The organism is Terrirubrum flagellatum (assembly GCF_022059845.1).
Lineage (GTDB): Bacteria > Pseudomonadota > Alphaproteobacteria > Rhizobiales > Beijerinckiaceae > Terrirubrum > Terrirubrum flagellatum.
This window is the reverse complement of the sequence record NZ_CP091851.1, coordinates 2,268,522-2,282,380: the sequence shown is the minus strand read 5'-3', so window position 1 is coordinate 2,282,380 and position 13,859 is coordinate 2,268,522. Positions and strand designations below refer to the sequence as shown.

20 protein-coding genes are annotated in these 13,859 nt (G+C 63.2%); 12 read left to right on the top strand and 8 right to left on the bottom strand.

Annotated elements, in window-relative coordinates; genetic code table 11:
* Positions 1-17: 17 nt before the first annotated feature.
* Together L8F45_RS11095 and L8F45_RS11090 are read right to left on the bottom strand one after the other, a co-directional pair.
* Positions 18-323: a type II toxin-antitoxin system RelE/ParE family toxin gene (locus tag L8F45_RS11095; RefSeq protein WP_342362929.1), complete on the bottom strand. Its 306-nt coding sequence runs from the start codon at positions 321-323 to the stop codon at positions 18-20.
* On the bottom strand, positions 323-586 hold the full coding sequence (locus L8F45_RS11090) for a CopG family ribbon-helix-helix protein (RefSeq protein ID WP_342362928.1): 264 nt from the start codon (positions 584-586) through the stop codon (positions 323-325). The genes L8F45_RS11095 and L8F45_RS11090 overlap by 1 nt, the downstream gene beginning before the upstream one ends.
* 91 nt (positions 587-677) lie before the next feature.
* Here L8F45_RS11090 and L8F45_RS11085 point away from each other — a divergent pair, with 91 nt between their 5' ends.
* The 8 genes from L8F45_RS11085 to L8F45_RS11050 all read left to right on the top strand — a co-directional run bounded on the left by L8F45_RS11085 (position 678) and on the right by L8F45_RS11050 (position 7,533).
* A complete protein-coding gene (locus tag L8F45_RS11085) occupies positions 678-953 on the top strand; it encodes a twin-arginine translocase TatA/TatE family subunit (RefSeq protein ID WP_342362927.1) in 276 nt (91 codons plus the stop codon).
* Positions 954-1,066: 113 nt separating this feature from the next.
* Positions 1,067-1,321, top strand: coding sequence for a twin-arginine translocase TatA/TatE family subunit (locus L8F45_RS11080; protein ID WP_342362926.1), 255 nt, complete (start codon positions 1,067-1,069; stop codon positions 1,319-1,321).
* Positions 1,322-1,426: 105 nt separating this feature from the next.
* Positions 1,427-1,972 (top strand): Sec-independent protein translocase protein TatB, encoded by a 546-nt coding sequence (tatB, locus tag L8F45_RS11075; RefSeq protein ID WP_342362925.1) that lies wholly within the window; start codon positions 1,427-1,429, stop codon positions 1,970-1,972.
* Complete coding sequence (tatC, locus tag L8F45_RS11070; protein WP_342362924.1) at positions 1,972-2,853, top strand: twin-arginine translocase subunit TatC; 882 nt, start codon at positions 1,972-1,974, stop codon at positions 2,851-2,853. Before tatB ends, tatC begins: the two co-directional genes overlap by 1 nt.
* 157 nt (positions 2,854-3,010) lie before the next feature.
* Complete coding sequence (gene serS, locus L8F45_RS11065; protein WP_342362923.1) at positions 3,011-4,465, top strand: serine--tRNA ligase; 1,455 nt, start codon at positions 3,011-3,013, stop codon at positions 4,463-4,465.
* A gap of 214 nt (positions 4,466-4,679) precedes the next feature.
* Positions 4,680-5,441 (top strand): 5'/3'-nucleotidase SurE, encoded by a 762-nt coding sequence (surE, locus tag L8F45_RS11060; protein ID WP_342362922.1) that lies wholly within the window; start codon positions 4,680-4,682, stop codon positions 5,439-5,441.
* Between the two features lie 4 nt (positions 5,442-5,445).
* Complete coding sequence (locus L8F45_RS11055) at positions 5,446-6,132, top strand: protein-L-isoaspartate O-methyltransferase family protein (protein WP_342362921.1); 687 nt, start codon at positions 5,446-5,448, stop codon at positions 6,130-6,132.
* Between the two features lie 165 nt (positions 6,133-6,297).
* Complete coding sequence (locus tag L8F45_RS11050) at positions 6,298-7,533, top strand: peptidoglycan DD-metalloendopeptidase family protein (protein WP_342362920.1); 1,236 nt, start codon at positions 6,298-6,300, stop codon at positions 7,531-7,533.
* 18 nt (positions 7,534-7,551) lie between these two features.
* Here the strand turns inward: L8F45_RS11050 and L8F45_RS11045 are convergent, their stop codons facing one another.
* Positions 7,552-7,983 carry a winged helix-turn-helix transcriptional regulator gene (locus tag L8F45_RS11045; RefSeq protein ID WP_342362919.1) on the bottom strand — a complete coding sequence of 144 codons (432 nt, stop codon included), beginning with the start codon at positions 7,981-7,983 and terminating at the stop codon, positions 7,552-7,554.
* A gap of 106 nt (positions 7,984-8,089) precedes the next feature.
* On the opposite strand from L8F45_RS11045, the gene L8F45_RS11040 reads away from it, so the two are divergent.
* The gene (locus tag L8F45_RS11040; RefSeq protein ID WP_342362918.1) at positions 8,090-8,656 is read left to right on the top strand and encodes an NADPH-dependent FMN reductase; all 567 of its coding nucleotides are present in this window, start codon (positions 8,090-8,092) and stop codon (positions 8,654-8,656) included.
* A gap of 145 nt (positions 8,657-8,801) precedes the next feature.
* On the opposite strand, the gene L8F45_RS11035 is transcribed toward L8F45_RS11040, so the two are convergent.
* Positions 8,802-10,427 (bottom strand): ABC transporter substrate-binding protein, encoded by a 1,626-nt coding sequence (locus L8F45_RS11035; protein WP_342362917.1) that lies wholly within the window; start codon positions 10,425-10,427, stop codon positions 8,802-8,804.
* Positions 10,428-10,570: 143 nt separating this feature from the next.
* Here L8F45_RS11035 and L8F45_RS11030 point away from each other — a divergent pair, with 143 nt between their 5' ends.
* Both L8F45_RS11030 and L8F45_RS11025 read left to right on the top strand, forming a co-directional pair.
* Positions 10,571-10,717: an OmpA family protein gene (locus L8F45_RS11030; protein ID WP_342362916.1), complete on the top strand. Its 147-nt coding sequence runs from the start codon at positions 10,571-10,573 to the stop codon at positions 10,715-10,717.
* 4 nt (positions 10,718-10,721) lie between these two features.
* A complete protein-coding gene (locus L8F45_RS11025) occupies positions 10,722-11,042 on the top strand; it encodes a hypothetical protein (RefSeq protein ID WP_342362915.1) in 321 nt (106 codons plus the stop codon).
* Position 11,043: 1 nt separating this feature from the next.
* On the opposite strand, the gene L8F45_RS11020 is transcribed toward L8F45_RS11025, so the two are convergent.
* From L8F45_RS11020 to L8F45_RS11005, 4 genes are all read right to left on the bottom strand, one after another.
* A complete protein-coding gene (locus L8F45_RS11020) occupies positions 11,044-11,472 on the bottom strand; it encodes a hypothetical protein (RefSeq protein ID WP_342362914.1) in 429 nt (142 codons plus the stop codon).
* Between the two features lie 114 nt (positions 11,473-11,586).
* A complete protein-coding gene (locus L8F45_RS11015; protein ID WP_342362913.1) occupies positions 11,587-12,006 on the bottom strand; it encodes a nuclear transport factor 2 family protein in 420 nt (139 codons plus the stop codon).
* 33 nt (positions 12,007-12,039) lie between these two features.
* A complete protein-coding gene (locus L8F45_RS11010) occupies positions 12,040-12,375 on the bottom strand; it encodes a hypothetical protein (protein WP_342362912.1) in 336 nt (111 codons plus the stop codon).
* Entirely contained in the window at positions 12,372-13,250 is an 879-nt protein-coding gene (locus tag L8F45_RS11005; protein WP_342362911.1) for an ATP-binding protein, read from the bottom strand. The genes L8F45_RS11010 and L8F45_RS11005 overlap by 4 nt, the downstream gene beginning before the upstream one ends.
* 270 nt (positions 13,251-13,520) lie before the next feature.
* On the opposite strand from L8F45_RS11005, the gene yajC reads away from it, so the two are divergent.
* Positions 13,521-13,850 carry a preprotein translocase subunit YajC gene (gene yajC, locus L8F45_RS11000; protein ID WP_342362910.1) on the top strand — a complete coding sequence of 110 codons (330 nt, stop codon included), beginning with the start codon at positions 13,521-13,523 and terminating at the stop codon, positions 13,848-13,850.
* Positions 13,851-13,859: the final 9 nt, after the last annotated feature.

Sequence of the window (13,859 nt, the reverse complement as noted above, 5' to 3'; positions counted from 1 at the left end):
GGGCCGCCGGGAATCGCTTAGTTCTCGTCTTTCGGCCATCCCCCGCGAGGCCAGTCGCGTGACATGTGAATCACACGCACCACGAAGATCGTTTCTTCGGTCTGTTGATAGGCGATGATGTGCGAGGTTTTCGCTACCGTCCTTTCATACGTTCCTGCGACGCGTCCCGGGCGGCCGGTTGGCCGAACCCCAAGGTTTTCCGCCGCAGCGAAAATGCGATCGGAAACGCGATCCGCGGCGTTCGGATCGGTCTGCGCGATATAGTCGAGCAGTTGAAGATAGTCCTTCCGCGCTCGGGCTGACCATTCAACCCGGCGCGCCATTATTCGGCGGCGCTTCGACGGCGCGCGTTCTCGATGATCGCCTTGGCTTCGCGCACCACCTGCTCATGCGGGATCACGCGGCCGGCCTTAACGTCCTCCAGCCCCTCTTCGATCCCCGCAATGATCTCAGCCTCCGTTTCGACGTAGCGGGCGATAGCCTCGTTCGCGAGAAAGGATTTCGATCTCCTGGTCGCCTTCGCGATATGCTCAAGCTTGTCCTTGAGTTCGCTGGAGACGCGGACGGTGATGGTGGTGTCGGTCATCTCTGTTCGCCGTGATGCGCTTGTACACATTGTAACAGATCGCCTTCGGCGCGAACAGGCAGCAGGCGACGGCTAAGGGAGGAATACGTCAGTGAAGCCGGGTGCCTCCATCTGGCATTGGGCGGTGGTCGGCGTCGCTCTGACGCTTCTGTTCGGCCGCGGCAAACTGTCCGAACTGATCACCGATGTCGCCGCCGGCCTCCGCGCCTTCCGGACCGGCGACCTGCGCGAAGTCGAGCGCCTGCGAGTGGCGCAGGCGGAGCGCGATCGTGAGCTTCGCGCTGGGGAATGGCGGCTTTGGCTTGTGATCGCAGGCTTGTCCGTTCTTCTCATTGTGGAATTGGCGGCCCGCTTTATCCGCGACTGACCGCCGCTCCGTTCACGTTTCCAATTGCTTCGCCTTGTCTTGGCCCCTATCAGCCCCTAGGTTTCGGGCGAGTTTGGGCTTCAACCGCCCGCGAGTTTGAGGGAGATCGCGTCATGGGTGGCGCAAGCATTTGGCATTGGGTCGTGGTTGGCGTCGTGGTGATGCTGCTGTTCGGCCGCGGCAAGCTGTCCGAGCTCATGGGCGACGCCGCGAAGGGCATCAAGGCGTTCAAGAAGGGCATGTCGGACGACGACGCCCAGGCGACCGCCGACGCCTCGGCGGCTGCAGCCGGCTCGGGCAAGACGATCGACCACACGCCGGCGCAGCCGGCCGGGGCTGCTCAGTCCACGACCAGCAAGGCGGGCTAAGCGCCTTTGTTCTGACCGGGCGCGACGTCGCGCCCGGCGACGCTCGGGGTGAGGGCTGCGACGCGCCCGGTGGGATCTGAGGCCGATCGCAGGACGGCGCGATAGATGTTCGACATTTCGTGGGGCGAGATGATGCTGATCGGCGCAGCCGCGCTGATCTTCATCGGCCCGAAGGAGCTGCCGGCGACATTACGGGCGCTTGGCCAGATGACGGCCAAGGTGCGGCGCATGGCGGGCGAATTTCGCTCTCAATTCGATGAAGCCATGCGCGAGGCCGACGTCCAGTCGATCCGCAAGGAATTCGATTCGATGAACGACGCCGCGTCATCGACCTCGAATTTCAATCCGATCCAGACCATCCGCGACGAGATCAAGGGCGCGGCCGAAAAGCGCGGCGAGATGGATCGCCCAAGCGACCTCGCGCCTGCCGAAGCCGCGCCGGCGCCGATGGAGACGGCCGCGGCCGATCCGATTCTCCCGACGCCGGAGCCTCCGGCGCCGATCGAGGCGTCCTCGTTCGAGATCGCGCCGGCGCTTTCCGAGCCGGTTGTCGCCAGCGCGCCGCAGCCGGCGCCGCGCCCGGCCGGCGCGATCGCCAGTATCGATGCGTCGCCGCCGAAACGCGCTGTGGCGCAGAAGGATCCTGCGTGATGGCTGAGGCCAAGCCCCCCGCGCAGGCGAAGCTCGATCCGAAGCTCCTGACCACCGAAGACCAATTGAAGCGCGACGAGGAGGCGATCGAGTCCTCGAAGGCGCCGCTGCTCGAACATCTGATCGAGCTGCGCTCGCGCCTGATCAAGGTGATGGTCGGGCTGCTCGTCCTGTTCTTCATCTGCTTTGCGCTCTCGCGGCACATCTACAACGTGCTGGTGTGGCCCTTCGTCTGGGCGGCGGGCGCTGGCGCCAATGTGCAGCTCATCTACACCGCGCCGCTCGAATATCTCTTCACGCAGATCAAGATCGCCATGTTCGGCGCGGCTTTTGTTGGGTTTCCGCTGATCGCGACGCAGCTCTACAAATTCATCGCGCCGGGTCTTTACACCCACGAGAAGCGCGCATTTCTGCCCTATCTCATCGCGACGCCGGTGTTCTTCGTCATGGGCGCCTGCATGGTCTATTTCGTCGCCATGCCCGTGGTGATGAGTTTCTCGCTCGGCCAGCAGCAGGCGGCGGGCGATGGACAGGCCGCGATCCAGCTTCTGCCGCGGGTCAGCGAATATCTCTCGCTGATCATGACGCTGATTTTCGCCTTCGGCCTCGCGTTCCAGCTTCCGGTCATTCTGACGCTGCTCGGCAATATCGGCGTGATCGATTCCCGGTGGCTGCGCGAGAAGCGCCGCTACATGGCGGTTGTCGTCGTCGTGATCGCGGCCGTGCTGACGCCGCCTGACGTCATCAGCCAGCTCTCGCTCGCGATCCCGACCTATCTCCTCTACGAGCTTTCCATCCTCTCGGTTGGCATGATCGAGAAGAAGGCGAAGCGCCAGAAGGACATCGACGAGGCCGCCGGCAGCGCCGCGCCGGGGGAATAGGGGCGCCCGCCGCTCCTCCTTTTTCCAGATGTCATCGCCGGGCTTGACCCGGCGATCCATTTTGATGGCAAGAAAAGCTGGATGCCCGGGTCAAGCCCGGGCATGACGGAGAAAAGAGGCGCGAGTCGCGCCCTTTGACGACGCCTGAGTAACGGTCATGCACGACATCAGATGGATCAGGGACAACGCCGCCGCCTTCGATGAGGCCCTGCAGAATCGCCAGATTTCCGGCGAAGACTTTGCGCGGTTCCAGTCGTCCCACCTGCTGTCGCTCGACGACCGCCGCCGCAAGGCGATTGCCGAGGCCGAAGCCTTCCAGGCCAAGCGCAATGCGCTGTCGAAGGAGATCGGTCAGGCCAAGGCCAAGAAGGACGAGGCGCGCGCCGCCGACCTCATGGCGCAGGTGAACGCCATCAAGGAATCGCTGCCGAAGCTCGAGGAGGAGCAGAGGCAGGCCGAGGCCGAACTCAACGCGATCCTCGAAACCATCCCGAACATTCCGTTCCGCGAGGCGGATGAGAACGGCCCGCCGGTTGGCAAGGACGAGACGGAAAACAAGGAATATCGCCGCCACGGCGCGCCGAGGAATTACGCCTTCGACCCCAAGGAGCATTTCGATCTCGGCGAAGCCCTGGGCGGCATGGATTTCGAGACCGCGGCGAAACTCTCGGGCTCGCGCTTCGTCGTGATGAAGCAGGGCGTCGCGCGACTCCATCGCGCCATCGGACAGTTCATGCTCGATCAGCACACGCTTGAGCATGGATACATGGAATGCAATCCGCCGATCTTGGTCAAAGACGAAGTGATGTATGGCACAGCGCAGCTGCCCAAATTCCATGACGACCAGTTCGCTGCATATACAGAGCCCGATTTGCGCGCTAATTTTTTAGAGGATGTCGCGAAGGCCCGCCAAGAGGCATTGCAGTTTGCCGAACTTCACGGCGTTCAAGCTGCCAAACAGATCGAAACGCTCGACGTTAGATTAGCAGACGATCCTCGGCGCCTCTGGCTCATCCCCACGGCCGAAGTCTCGCTCACTAATTTCGTGCGCGACTCCATCGTCACGGAAGACCAGTTGCCGATGCGCTTGACGGCGCTGACGCCGTGTTTCCGTTCCGAAGCGGGCTCGGCCGGACGTGACACGCGCGGCATGCTGCGTCAGCATCAGTTCGAGAAGGTCGAGCTTGTCTCGATCACGACTCCCGAGACATCGCGCGACGAACATGAGCGCATGCTGTGGGCGGCGGAGAATGTGCTGAAGAAACTCGATCTCGCCTTCCGCACCATGACGCTTTGCACCGGCGACATGGGCTTTGCGTCCAAGAAAACCTACGACATCGAAGTCTGGCTGCCGGGCCAGAAAGCCTATCGCGAAATCTCGTCCTGCTCGGTCTGCGGCGATTTCCAGGCGCGCCGCATGAATGCGCGCGTGCGCAACGCCGACGGCAAGGGCACGCGTTTCGTTCACACGCTCAACGGTTCGGGAACCGCTGTGGGACGGGCTCTTATTGCTGTCATGGAGACCTATCAGAATGAGGATGGGTCGGTGACGGTCCCTGACGCGCTGCGTCCCTACATGGGCGGCGTCGAGAAGATCGCGAAGGCGGCGTGAGCGATTTCAATTTTTATTTCGAGCTTGGTGCAATGATTAAAATGAATGCTCGACGCAGATGCCTCTCTCCCCCCTTGTGGGGGAGAGTGCGAGAGGGGGGTGAACAAGCGCTCGATTGCGCATGCTTCACACCCCCCTCCCTGTCCCTCCCCCACAAGGGGGGAGGGGACGCTAGTCATCGAATGATGCGCGAATGCGCGACGGGAGTTTTCTCATGCGCATTCTGATCACCAATGACGACGGCATCCACGCGCCCGGCCTCGCCGTTCTCGAACGCATTGCGAAAAAACTCACCGATGATGTCTGGACGGTGGCGCCGGAGACGGATCAATCTGGCGTGTCGCATTCGCTGTCGCTGAACGATCCGCTGCGCCTGCGCAAAGTCTCCGAAAAACATTTCGCGGTGAAGGGCACGCCGACCGATTGCGTCATCATGGCGGTGCGCCATGTGATGAAGGATCAGCTTCCCGATCTCGTTCTCTCCGGCGTCAATTCCGGTCAGAACGTCGCGGAGGACGTGACTTATTCCGGCACCATCGCCGCTGCGATGGAAGGCACGATCCTTGGCGTTCCCTCTATCGCGCTGAGCCAAGGCTATGGTCCGGAAGGCCGCGAGAAGATGCATTGGGAATGCGCGGAGGAACTCGCGCCTGCCGTCATCCGCAAGATTTTCGAGACGGGGATCGAGAAGGGCTCGCTTGTCAATCTCAACTTCCCGAATTGTCCGCCGGCCGATGTGAAGGGCTATGCGGTGACCGCGCAGGGCGCGCGCGATCAGCAGTTGCTGCGGCTCGACGGCCGCGTCGATGGTCGGGGAAAACCTTATTTCTGGATCGCTTTTCAGCGCGGCCCGCATACGCCGGCGAATGGCACCGATCTCTGGGCGCTGGCGGAAAAGAAGGTTTCGATCACGCCGCTCAGGCTCGATCTCACCGACGAGCCGATGATGACGCGCTATGCCCGTCTCTTCGCCTGAGCGAATGCCCGATCTCTTCGACGCGGCCGACGAAGAAGAGCCGCGACAAGGCTCGCCTTACGCCCGCACAGCGCTCGATCGCTTAAGCTTCACGCTGAAATTGCGCGAGCGCGGCTATCGCGACACCGCGCTGTTGCGCGCCTTCGAGCTTGTGCCGCGCGAGAGTTTCGCGCCGCGCCGCTACGCCGATCTCGCGCGCCGCGACATCGCGTTGCCGCTGCCCTGCGGCCAGACCATGACCTCGCCGCTCGTTATCGCGCGCATGCTGTCGCTCGCCGGGATCGATGCGAACTGCCGCGTGCTCGAGATCGGTACGGGCTCCGGCTATGTCACGGCGATTCTCGCCCATCTCGGCGGCGAGGTGGTGTCGACCGAGCGCTTCCGCAGCCTCGCCATCGAGGCGGAGGGCAAGCTCAGGGAGTTCGGGCCTGATAAGGCGACCGTGCTGCACGCCGACGGGCTCGCGAGCCTGGGGCAGGGGACGTTCGATCGCATCCTCGTCAATGGGCGGCTTGGCGTCTGGCCGGAGCGGCTGGTCGCAACGCTGGCGCCGGGCGGGCGGATGGTTGCGGCTCTCGGCGGATCGCTCGCCGTGCTCTCCCGCGCGGCCGCCGGCGGCGAGCCCCAGCAGACGCTGCATGAGCCGGTCAGCTTTTCGCCGCTGATCCCCGATCGCGCAGCCGCGCTCTGACGTTAACCGCCTTCCGCTTCGTGAGCGGCCGGATCGAAAATCCGCCGCTGAATCATCATGATGAAAGCAGGGGTAACCTTAAGCCGGCGCAAAGCTGATAACGGGCTTTTAACCGATCTGCGGTTTATTTCAGCACGAACGGGTAGCGTTGCGTCGGGTGCGTCCATGGGTTTGCGTAAGTGCGAGTTTCGCGGCTCCTTGATCCGCGCGGTGAGCGTCTCGGTGCTCGCCCTGGCTGCGGGCGCCTGTTCGTCCGACAGTTCACGCTTCGCGGATAATCCGTTCAGCAATCCTTTCCAGTCTTCGCGCATCGACCAGTCGACCACCGGCTCGATCCCGAAGCAGAACGCCGGCGTCGCCGCGGCGAAGCCGATCGCGACTGCTGCTCTGCCGCCGCCTCCGTCGCCGACCAACACCCAGGTCGCGCAAGTCGCTCAGGCCGGCCAGAATGTCATCAATCGTCCGGGCGCGGGCACGAACGCGGCCGTCACCGGCTTCGGCGCCAATGGCTGGACCGCCGTCGGCGGCAGCCAGGTCACGCTCGCGCAGGGCGAGAGCGTCAATGCGCTCTCCAATCGCTACGGCGTTCCCGCCGAGGCGATCTACAAGGCGAACGGCCTCTCGAATGGCGCAGCCGTCGCGCCGGGCACGCGCCTGACCATTCCGGTCTATCGCCCGAATGGCGCGACTGTCGCGCAAGCTCCGGCGCCTCAACCGGTCGCCGCCGCGAAGCCTGCCGCGCATCCCGTTCAGGCCAAGAAGGATGAACCGCCGGCGAAACCTGCGAAGGATGCGCCGAAGGTCGTCGCGGCCAAGCCCGACTCGCAGAAGCCGAAGCCGGTGAAGGCGAAGCCCGCGCCGGTCGACAGTGACGACGAAGATGAGAAGCCCGCGCCGAAGGCGGCGGAAGTGAAGCCGGCCAAGCCCGAGACTGTGAAGGTCGCGGAGACAAAGCCGGCGCCCGCCGAAACCAAGGTGCCAAAAGCCGAGAAGACCGAACCGCAGACCACTGGCAGCGTGCCTCCGGTCGCAGGCGCCAACGGCGATTTCCGCTGGCCGGCGCGCGGCCGCATCATCTCGGGCTTCCGCAACAACGGCAATGACGGCATCAACATCGCCGTGCCGGAAGGCACTCCCGTGAAGGCCGCCGACGAGGGCACGGTCGCCTATGCCGGCAGCGAATTGAAGGGCTACGGCAATCTCGTGCTCGTGCGCCACGCGAACGGTTATGTCTCCGCCTACGCCCACAATGGCGATCTGAAAGTGAAGAAGGGCGACCCAGTGAAGCGCGGCCAGACTATCGCCACGTCAGGCCAGAGCGGCAACGTGTCCTCGCCGCAGCTCCACTTCGAGATCCGCAAGGGATCGACGCCGGTCGATCCCGCAAGCTACCTCCAGTAAGCGGGCTTTCCTTGTGACCTAAGCAGCCCGCCGCGTAATCCGCGGCGGTTTTGCTTTCTGCGCGGCCGTTTCGTCGGCGGCTCGATCGAACGTCTCGCGCGCTGCGACAATTTGCGCCTGATGGGCGAAAGCCCAGTCGCCGAGCGCGCGCACCGGCTCCAGCAAGGAATGGCCGAGCGGCGTCAGCTCGTAATCGACGCGCGGCGGCACGGTCGGGAAGATCGTGCGCTTGACAAGCCCGTCGCGTTCGAGGCCGCGCAAGGTCAGCGTCAGCATGCGTTGCGAGATTCCGCTGATTTTCCGCTGCAACTCGCTGAAGCGCAGGCTGCCAAAGCCGAGCACGCGCACCACCAGCACAGCCCATTTGTCGCCGATGCGGGCGAGCACGCTGTTCACGAATTTGCAGTTGTCGCTGCGATGGTCAGGCACATCCATGTTCGTTTGTTTCATCCGCGTGCCTCCTTGCGAAGGTTTCGACCGTTACTTTATGAGCGTCAGTTACAGACCGTAACTAATGCCTTTCCGCCGGAATTCCAACCGGCTTGCGGAGACGACAATGGCGCTGAAGCTGCAAACCATCATCACCAGCACCCGTCCGGTGCGCATTGGCCCAGCGGTCGGGGCCTGGTTTCATGAAGCGGCCGTTCAGCACGGCAAGTTCGACGCGTCGTTGATCGACCTCGTCAGCTTCAACCTGCCGCTGTTCGACGAGCCCGAGCATCCGCGCATGCAGAAATATCAGCATGAGCACACGAAGAAGTGGTCGGCGAGCGTCGATTCCGCCGACGCCTTCGTGTTCGTCGTGCCCGAGTACAATTACGCGCCGCCGCCATCCTTCGTGAACGCGGTGACCTATCTCTCCAAGGAGTGGAACTACAAGCCGGTGGGCTTTGTCGGCTATGGCGGCGTGTCCGGCGGCCTGCGCTCGATCCAGCCGGCGCGCCTGATGCTCACCTCGCTCAAGATGATGCCGATTCCGGAGGGCGTTCCGATCCCGGGCGTGTTCGGCATGCTGGACGCGGAGAAGAAGTTCAAGCCGAACGACCTGATCTCGACGGGCGCCAAGACGATGCTCGACGAATTGCATCGCTGGGCCGAGGCGCTGAAGCCGCTGCGCGGCTGAACATTTACGCAGGCTCGTTCACGATTTCGCAAGCCGCTCCCGAATAGCCTGAGCGGGATCAGGACGGACGTTTGTCGAGACCCTGCGCCCGTCCGAAATCGAAAACGGCCGCTTCGCAAGAAGCGGCCGTTTTCTTTTTGGGCTGTCATGCGGAGAGCGTCGTCAGGTCCTGGAACCAGTGCTGGGCCTGCACATAGCCCTTTACCCTGGCGTTCGCGACATGCGGATTGGCGTCATGCACGACCCAGATCAGAACGGCGTCGTCGACGATCACTTCATGCAGCTTCGCCATCAGCGTGTTCTGGGCGGTCTCGTCGAAGGTGTTGATCGCCTCGTCAATGATCTTGTCGACGACGGGATTCTTGTAGTGGCTCCAATTCACGCCGACAGGCGCGATCTGGTTGGAATGGAAGAAGCGCACGAAGGCGTAGAGCGGATCAGAGGTGACATAGGCGACGTTGTTCGCAGCGATCCCCTTCATCGCGTCATGCGCCGCGCCCTGACGCCAGGCCGTGTAGAGCGCTTCGAGCTCGACCACCTTGAAGTCGACGTCGATATAAGCGTCGCGGAAATTCTGCTGAATGAACTCGTTCATCGGCAGCGACAGCATCTGGCCGGTGCCGCCGTTCGAGACGAGGAAGGTAGATTTGAGCGGATTGGATCTGGAGTAGCCGGCTTCGCTCATCAGCTTGCGCGCGGCGTCGACATCATAGCCGAGCTTGAATGCCGGTTTACCGAACCAGGGGCTCGAGGGATCGACCTGTCCGAATGCCGGTTTCGCCAGACCGCCAAGCAATTCGACGATGCCGTTGCGGTCGACCGCGAGATTGGCGGCCTTGCGCACGCGCAGATCGGTCCAGGGCGACCCCGGCAGCGTGGAGGGGTGATAATTCCAGACATGCGGCGTGACATTGTCGATGAGCTTGAGCCCGGCCGCCTTGATTTTCGGAACCGCGTCCGGCGCCGGCGCTTCGATGATGTCGACCGATCCCGACAACACCGCGGAGGTGCGCGAAAGCGTCTCGGGGATGCAGATCAGGATCAGCTTGTCGACCTGCGGCAGTCGGGACTTGTTCCAGTAATCGGCGTTGCGCACGAGCTCGCATTGTTCGCGCGGCGTGAGCTTGGCGAGCTTGAACGGGCCCGTGCCGGATGGTTCGAAGGCGAACTTCTCCCAGTCGCGTCCGAGTTTCTCGTACTGCGCGGGGCTTGAGATCAGGAACCAGAGAAGCTGAAACGGGAACAGCGAGTCGACCATCTTGGTCATCACCTCGACGGTCGTGGCGTCGATCTTCTTCCAGCTCGCGATTGAGGGCAGGCGGGTGCGCACTTGCGAGGACTGCCTTGGATCGAAATGCGGAGCTTGCGGATTGAGCACCTTCTCGAAGTTCCAAATGACGGCGTCCGCATCGAAGGACGAGCCGTCGTGGAATTTGACGCCTTCGCGCAGCTTGAACGTCCATCGCTTGCGATCCGCGGGATCGCTGCTCCAACTCGTGGCGAGGCCGGGAACGAGCTTGCCCTGGCGATCCGCGACATTCATCTCCCACGCCACCAGCGGGTCGTAGAGCGTGTAACCGGTGAATTGATAGGCCCCTGCGCCGCGGTCGGGTTGGCCATTGGTGAGGGGAATATCGGCCATGGAGATGCCGTAACGCAGCACGCGCTCAGACGTCTGCGCAAAGAGTTCGGCTGGAAGGGCCTGCGGCAGAAGAGCGGCCGAGGCGCCGAGCTTCAGGACGTTCCGGCGGGTGAGGGGAAATCGGGACATGGCGGACCTCTCGGGACGTCCGCCGGCTGCAATTGGCATACCAGAGGGCGGCCGCCGCCTTCATACTTTCGTGAAGCCGCCCGCTGGCGCCTGACCGAAAATGCGCGCCACAGTCGGACATTGTTGACGGTGAGACTCATATCTTGAAAGCTTATTGGGCGAGGGTCGCGCCCTGCGCCGGCTTGGCGGTGATGGCTTCGGCGGCGCAGCCGCTCGCTGACAATGCGACTGATGTCGGCCGCACGAAAAATCGCCGCGTCGAGATCGCGAAGATCGGCTGCAAGACCTGATGCAATGATCGATCCGCTGCCGCCCCACATCTGGTTTGTCCGGCCCCATCGGGGCCATTGGACCGGCCGCGGCTATTATCCCGCGCGGCGCGAAGGCTGGATCCTCTTCGCCGTGGCGTATGTCGGCTTCATTATTGTCGGCCTTGGCGTGGTTCTGTTGTGCGCCTTCTTCCCGCGCTTCATCTGGCTATGGCTGATCAGCGGCGCGGCGATCATTGGCGCCGCCGCCTTCGTGCTGAACGGATTTCTGAAATCGCACGGCGATCTCTCGCTTGATATCTACGACGTGCGCGAGATGCGAAAGAAGGCGAACGATGCGCGCTGACCTATCGCTGCTTTTCCTGGACATACCCTACGCAGCCGGAAACGACCGGCGTGCAAAGCGTGTCCTTGCCGCGCGGCGTGTCGCTGTCGCCGGCGTAGCTGACCTGATCGACCTTGCCGTCGACGAACAGGAACTGGACTCTGCAATAGCCGTTCGACGACAATGACAAAGAAGTATTGGCGATGCCGAACATCACGGGAGCGCCGAGCGTCACGCCGCCTGACCTCTGTTCCATCTCATAGCTCCAGACGCTCGTCTTGCCGCTGTCAAACGTCTTCGATGGAAAGCCGGCGCACATTCTTACATCCTGTTCGCTGAGGCCGCGCATCGAGGTCTTCGCGACCTCGACTGTGTTGTAGGGATGGCGCTCGGCGCATGACGACAGGAGAAAGCAGGGCAGGGCCAGCAGAGCGGCGGTTTTCGACGGCATGGCGATAGCGGTTTTGGCGATTCAAGATTGCGCGCCGCCACGTGGGGCGGCGCGCTCGCTCTCAGAGCGGGAACGCCGAGTGCTCGCTCAGGTTCCCTGCGGCAAACGCGCGCGCTATTGCGTCGCTGATTCCACATTGCGCGCCATCAGGCGCGCGCGGCCGGCATAATCTGCATATTCCCTGACATGCGCGATCTTTCCGTTCCGCGTGCGAAAGACCTGCACAAAAATCAGGCTGTGTCCGCCGGCTCCAAACTCGAATTCAGCAATGATGAGATCGGGATCCGCGGTTTCGTGAATCGTCAGCGGCATATAGGAGAGACGGCCGATGTTCGCGCGGCGCGCCGCTTCCCAGAGCGGCTTCATCACCTGCGCGAATTCGTCGCGACCAACGATCTTTCGCGGCCTGTCGTCTCCGGCGAAAGGGAACTCCCAGACGCAATCATCGGCGAGGAGCGCGAGCTGGGCGTCGCGATCATCGTCGAGAATATAGCGGATTTGCAGTTCGAAAAGCTCGAGGGCGCTGGCGCTCATGGCGGCCTTCCGCAGCGATGTGGAGGATCGCTCCTAGTTAGCGCAACCGAATGGCGGAAATGTGCTTGCGGTTCCCGCATTCATCGCGCGCACGACCATGATGTTCGCAAGTTTAAGCTCTTCCGCGGAGCGCGGGCAGACATCGTGCGGGCCCTCGCATCGGGAGGCGAGAAACGTTTCGTGGCGATCGAGGAATTCCTGACCCAATCCGCGCGTGCCAAGTCGCGTAAGCGCCTCCCGCCACGCCTTGGAGTAGCGCTCGCATTTGACCGCGCTCCAATTCTCCGGCCGCGCATCCTGCGCGCAGGCTGTCGCGACGCCGCCTGCCGTGAGGAAAAACAGCGCGAGGAGTCGCGCTGCGATGTTCATGCGTCGAGCCTTTTGCCCTGCCGGCCGGCGAGATCCTGGATATATTGCCAGGCGGTGCGGCCGGCGCGCGAGCCGCGCGTCGTCGCCCATTCCAGCGCTTCGGCGCGGATCGTGTCGCGGTCGCCGAGATCGAGCGCGAAATGCTCGGCGTAGCCGAACACCATGTCGAGATATTCGTCCTGGCTGCATTTGTGGAATCCGAGCCAGAGGCCGAAGCGGTCTGACAGCGACACCTTCTCCTCGACCGCTTCGCCGGGATTGATCGCCGTCGAGCGCTCATTCTCCATCATGTCTCTTGGAAGCAGGTGCCGGCGGTTGGACGTGGCGTAGAAGATGACATTGTCGGGGCGACCCTCGATGCCGCCTTCAAGCACAGCTTTCAGCGACTTGTACGATGTGTCGTCAGCGTCGAAGGAGAGGTCGTCGCAGAAGATGATGAAGCGGTGCGGATCATGGCGCGTGATCGCCATCAGCGCGGGCAGGCTCTCGATATCCTCGCGATGGATTTCGATCAGCTTCATCGGCTTCAGCCCTTCGGCTGCGATCGCTGCGTTCACGGTCGCCTGCGCCGCCTTCACCAGCGATGATTTGCCCATGCCGCGCGCGCCCCAGAGCAGCGCGTTGTTGGCGGGAAGGCCGCGGGCGAAGCGCAGCGTGTTGTCGATCAACTGATCACGCACCCGGTCGATGCCCTTGAGAAGCGGTAGCGCGACGCGATTGACCTTGGGCACGGGCTGAAGCCGGGGCGGAGCCGGATGCCAGACGAAAGCATCGGCCGCGGCGATGTCGACCGCGCCGGCCTTCGCGGGCGCGGCGCGCTCCAGCGCATCGGCGATGCGCGTGAGAAGGGCGAGGGTGCTGGGATCGAGGGACATGCGCCGGCCTGTGATGCTCCGCCGCGCGAAAGAGGCGGGCTGGCCTTAACGCGCAGGCGCTTGGCCTGCGTCAAGTCATGACGGGCGTGTCGAGGGCGCAGGAGCAAAATCCCATCCTGAGCCGGCGGCGTCCGATCGAGCGCCGGAGGATCGGCCGTTGCTTTCAGGGGGGCGGCGGCTATATTCCGCGCGATTTTGCGCCGGGCGCGTCGGGAAACCCCGGCCGCCCGGCCTGTGTTCTCAAGTCCCGCTACAGCCCGAGGAGGCTTCGTGTTCACCCCCGCTTTTGCGCAAACGGCCGGCGGCTCGCCTTTCGGCGGCGACGTCCTGATCCAGTTGATGCCGTTCGTGCTGATCTTCGTGATCATGTATTTCCTGATCATCCGGCCGCAGCAGAAGCGCCAGAAGGATCACCGCGACATGATCACGAATGTGCGCCGGGGCGACACGGTGGTGATGTCCGGCGGCCTGATCGGCAAGGTCGCGAAGGTGGTCGACGACAACGAGATCGAGATCGAAATCGCCGATAATGTCAGGGTCCGCGCCGCGCGCGGCATGATCTCTGACGTGCGCGCCAAGGGCGAGCCTGTGAAGTCTTAAAGTCTTCAA

Bases quoted from the DNA above. Each gene is read 5' to 3' on its own strand.
- L8F45_RS11095 (WP_342362929.1), bottom strand. From the start codon at position 323: ATGGCGCGCCGGGTTGAATGGTCAGCCCGAGCGCGGAAGGACTATCTT.
- L8F45_RS11090 (WP_342362928.1), bottom strand. From the start codon at position 586: ATGACCGACACCACCATCACCGTCCGCGTCTCCAGCGAACTCAAGGAC.
- L8F45_RS11080 (WP_342362926.1), top strand. From the start codon at position 1,067: ATGGGTGGCGCAAGCATTTGGCATTGGGTCGTGGTTGGCGTCGTGGTG.
- tatB (WP_342362925.1), top strand. From the start codon at position 1,427: ATGTTCGACATTTCGTGGGGCGAGATGATGCTGATCGGCGCAGCCGCG.
- tatC (WP_342362924.1), top strand. From the start codon at position 1,972: ATGGCTGAGGCCAAGCCCCCCGCGCAGGCGAAGCTCGATCCGAAGCTC.
- serS (WP_342362923.1), top strand. From the start codon at position 3,011: ATGCACGACATCAGATGGATCAGGGACAACGCCGCCGCCTTCGATGAG.
- surE (WP_342362922.1), top strand. From the start codon at position 4,680: ATGCGCATTCTGATCACCAATGACGACGGCATCCACGCGCCCGGCCTC.
- L8F45_RS11055 (WP_342362921.1), top strand. From the start codon at position 5,446: ATGCCCGATCTCTTCGACGCGGCCGACGAAGAAGAGCCGCGACAAGGC.
- L8F45_RS11050 (WP_342362920.1), top strand. From the start codon at position 6,298: ATGGGTTTGCGTAAGTGCGAGTTTCGCGGCTCCTTGATCCGCGCGGTG.
- L8F45_RS11045 (WP_342362919.1), bottom strand. From the start codon at position 7,983: ATGAAACAAACGAACATGGATGTGCCTGACCATCGCAGCGACAACTGC.
- L8F45_RS11040 (WP_342362918.1), top strand. From the start codon at position 8,090: ATGGCGCTGAAGCTGCAAACCATCATCACCAGCACCCGTCCGGTGCGC.
- L8F45_RS11035 (WP_342362917.1), bottom strand. From the start codon at position 10,427: ATGTCCCGATTTCCCCTCACCCGCCGGAACGTCCTGAAGCTCGGCGCC.
- L8F45_RS11025 (WP_342362915.1), top strand. From the start codon at position 10,722: ATGATCGATCCGCTGCCGCCCCACATCTGGTTTGTCCGGCCCCATCGG.
- L8F45_RS11020 (WP_342362914.1), bottom strand. From the start codon at position 11,472: ATGCCGTCGAAAACCGCCGCTCTGCTGGCCCTGCCCTGCTTTCTCCTG.
- L8F45_RS11015 (WP_342362913.1), bottom strand. From the start codon at position 12,006: ATGAGCGCCAGCGCCCTCGAGCTTTTCGAACTGCAAATCCGCTATATT.
- L8F45_RS11010 (WP_342362912.1), bottom strand. From the start codon at position 12,375: ATGAACATCGCAGCGCGACTCCTCGCGCTGTTTTTCCTCACGGCAGGC.
- L8F45_RS11005 (WP_342362911.1), bottom strand. From the start codon at position 13,250: ATGTCCCTCGATCCCAGCACCCTCGCCCTTCTCACGCGCATCGCCGAT.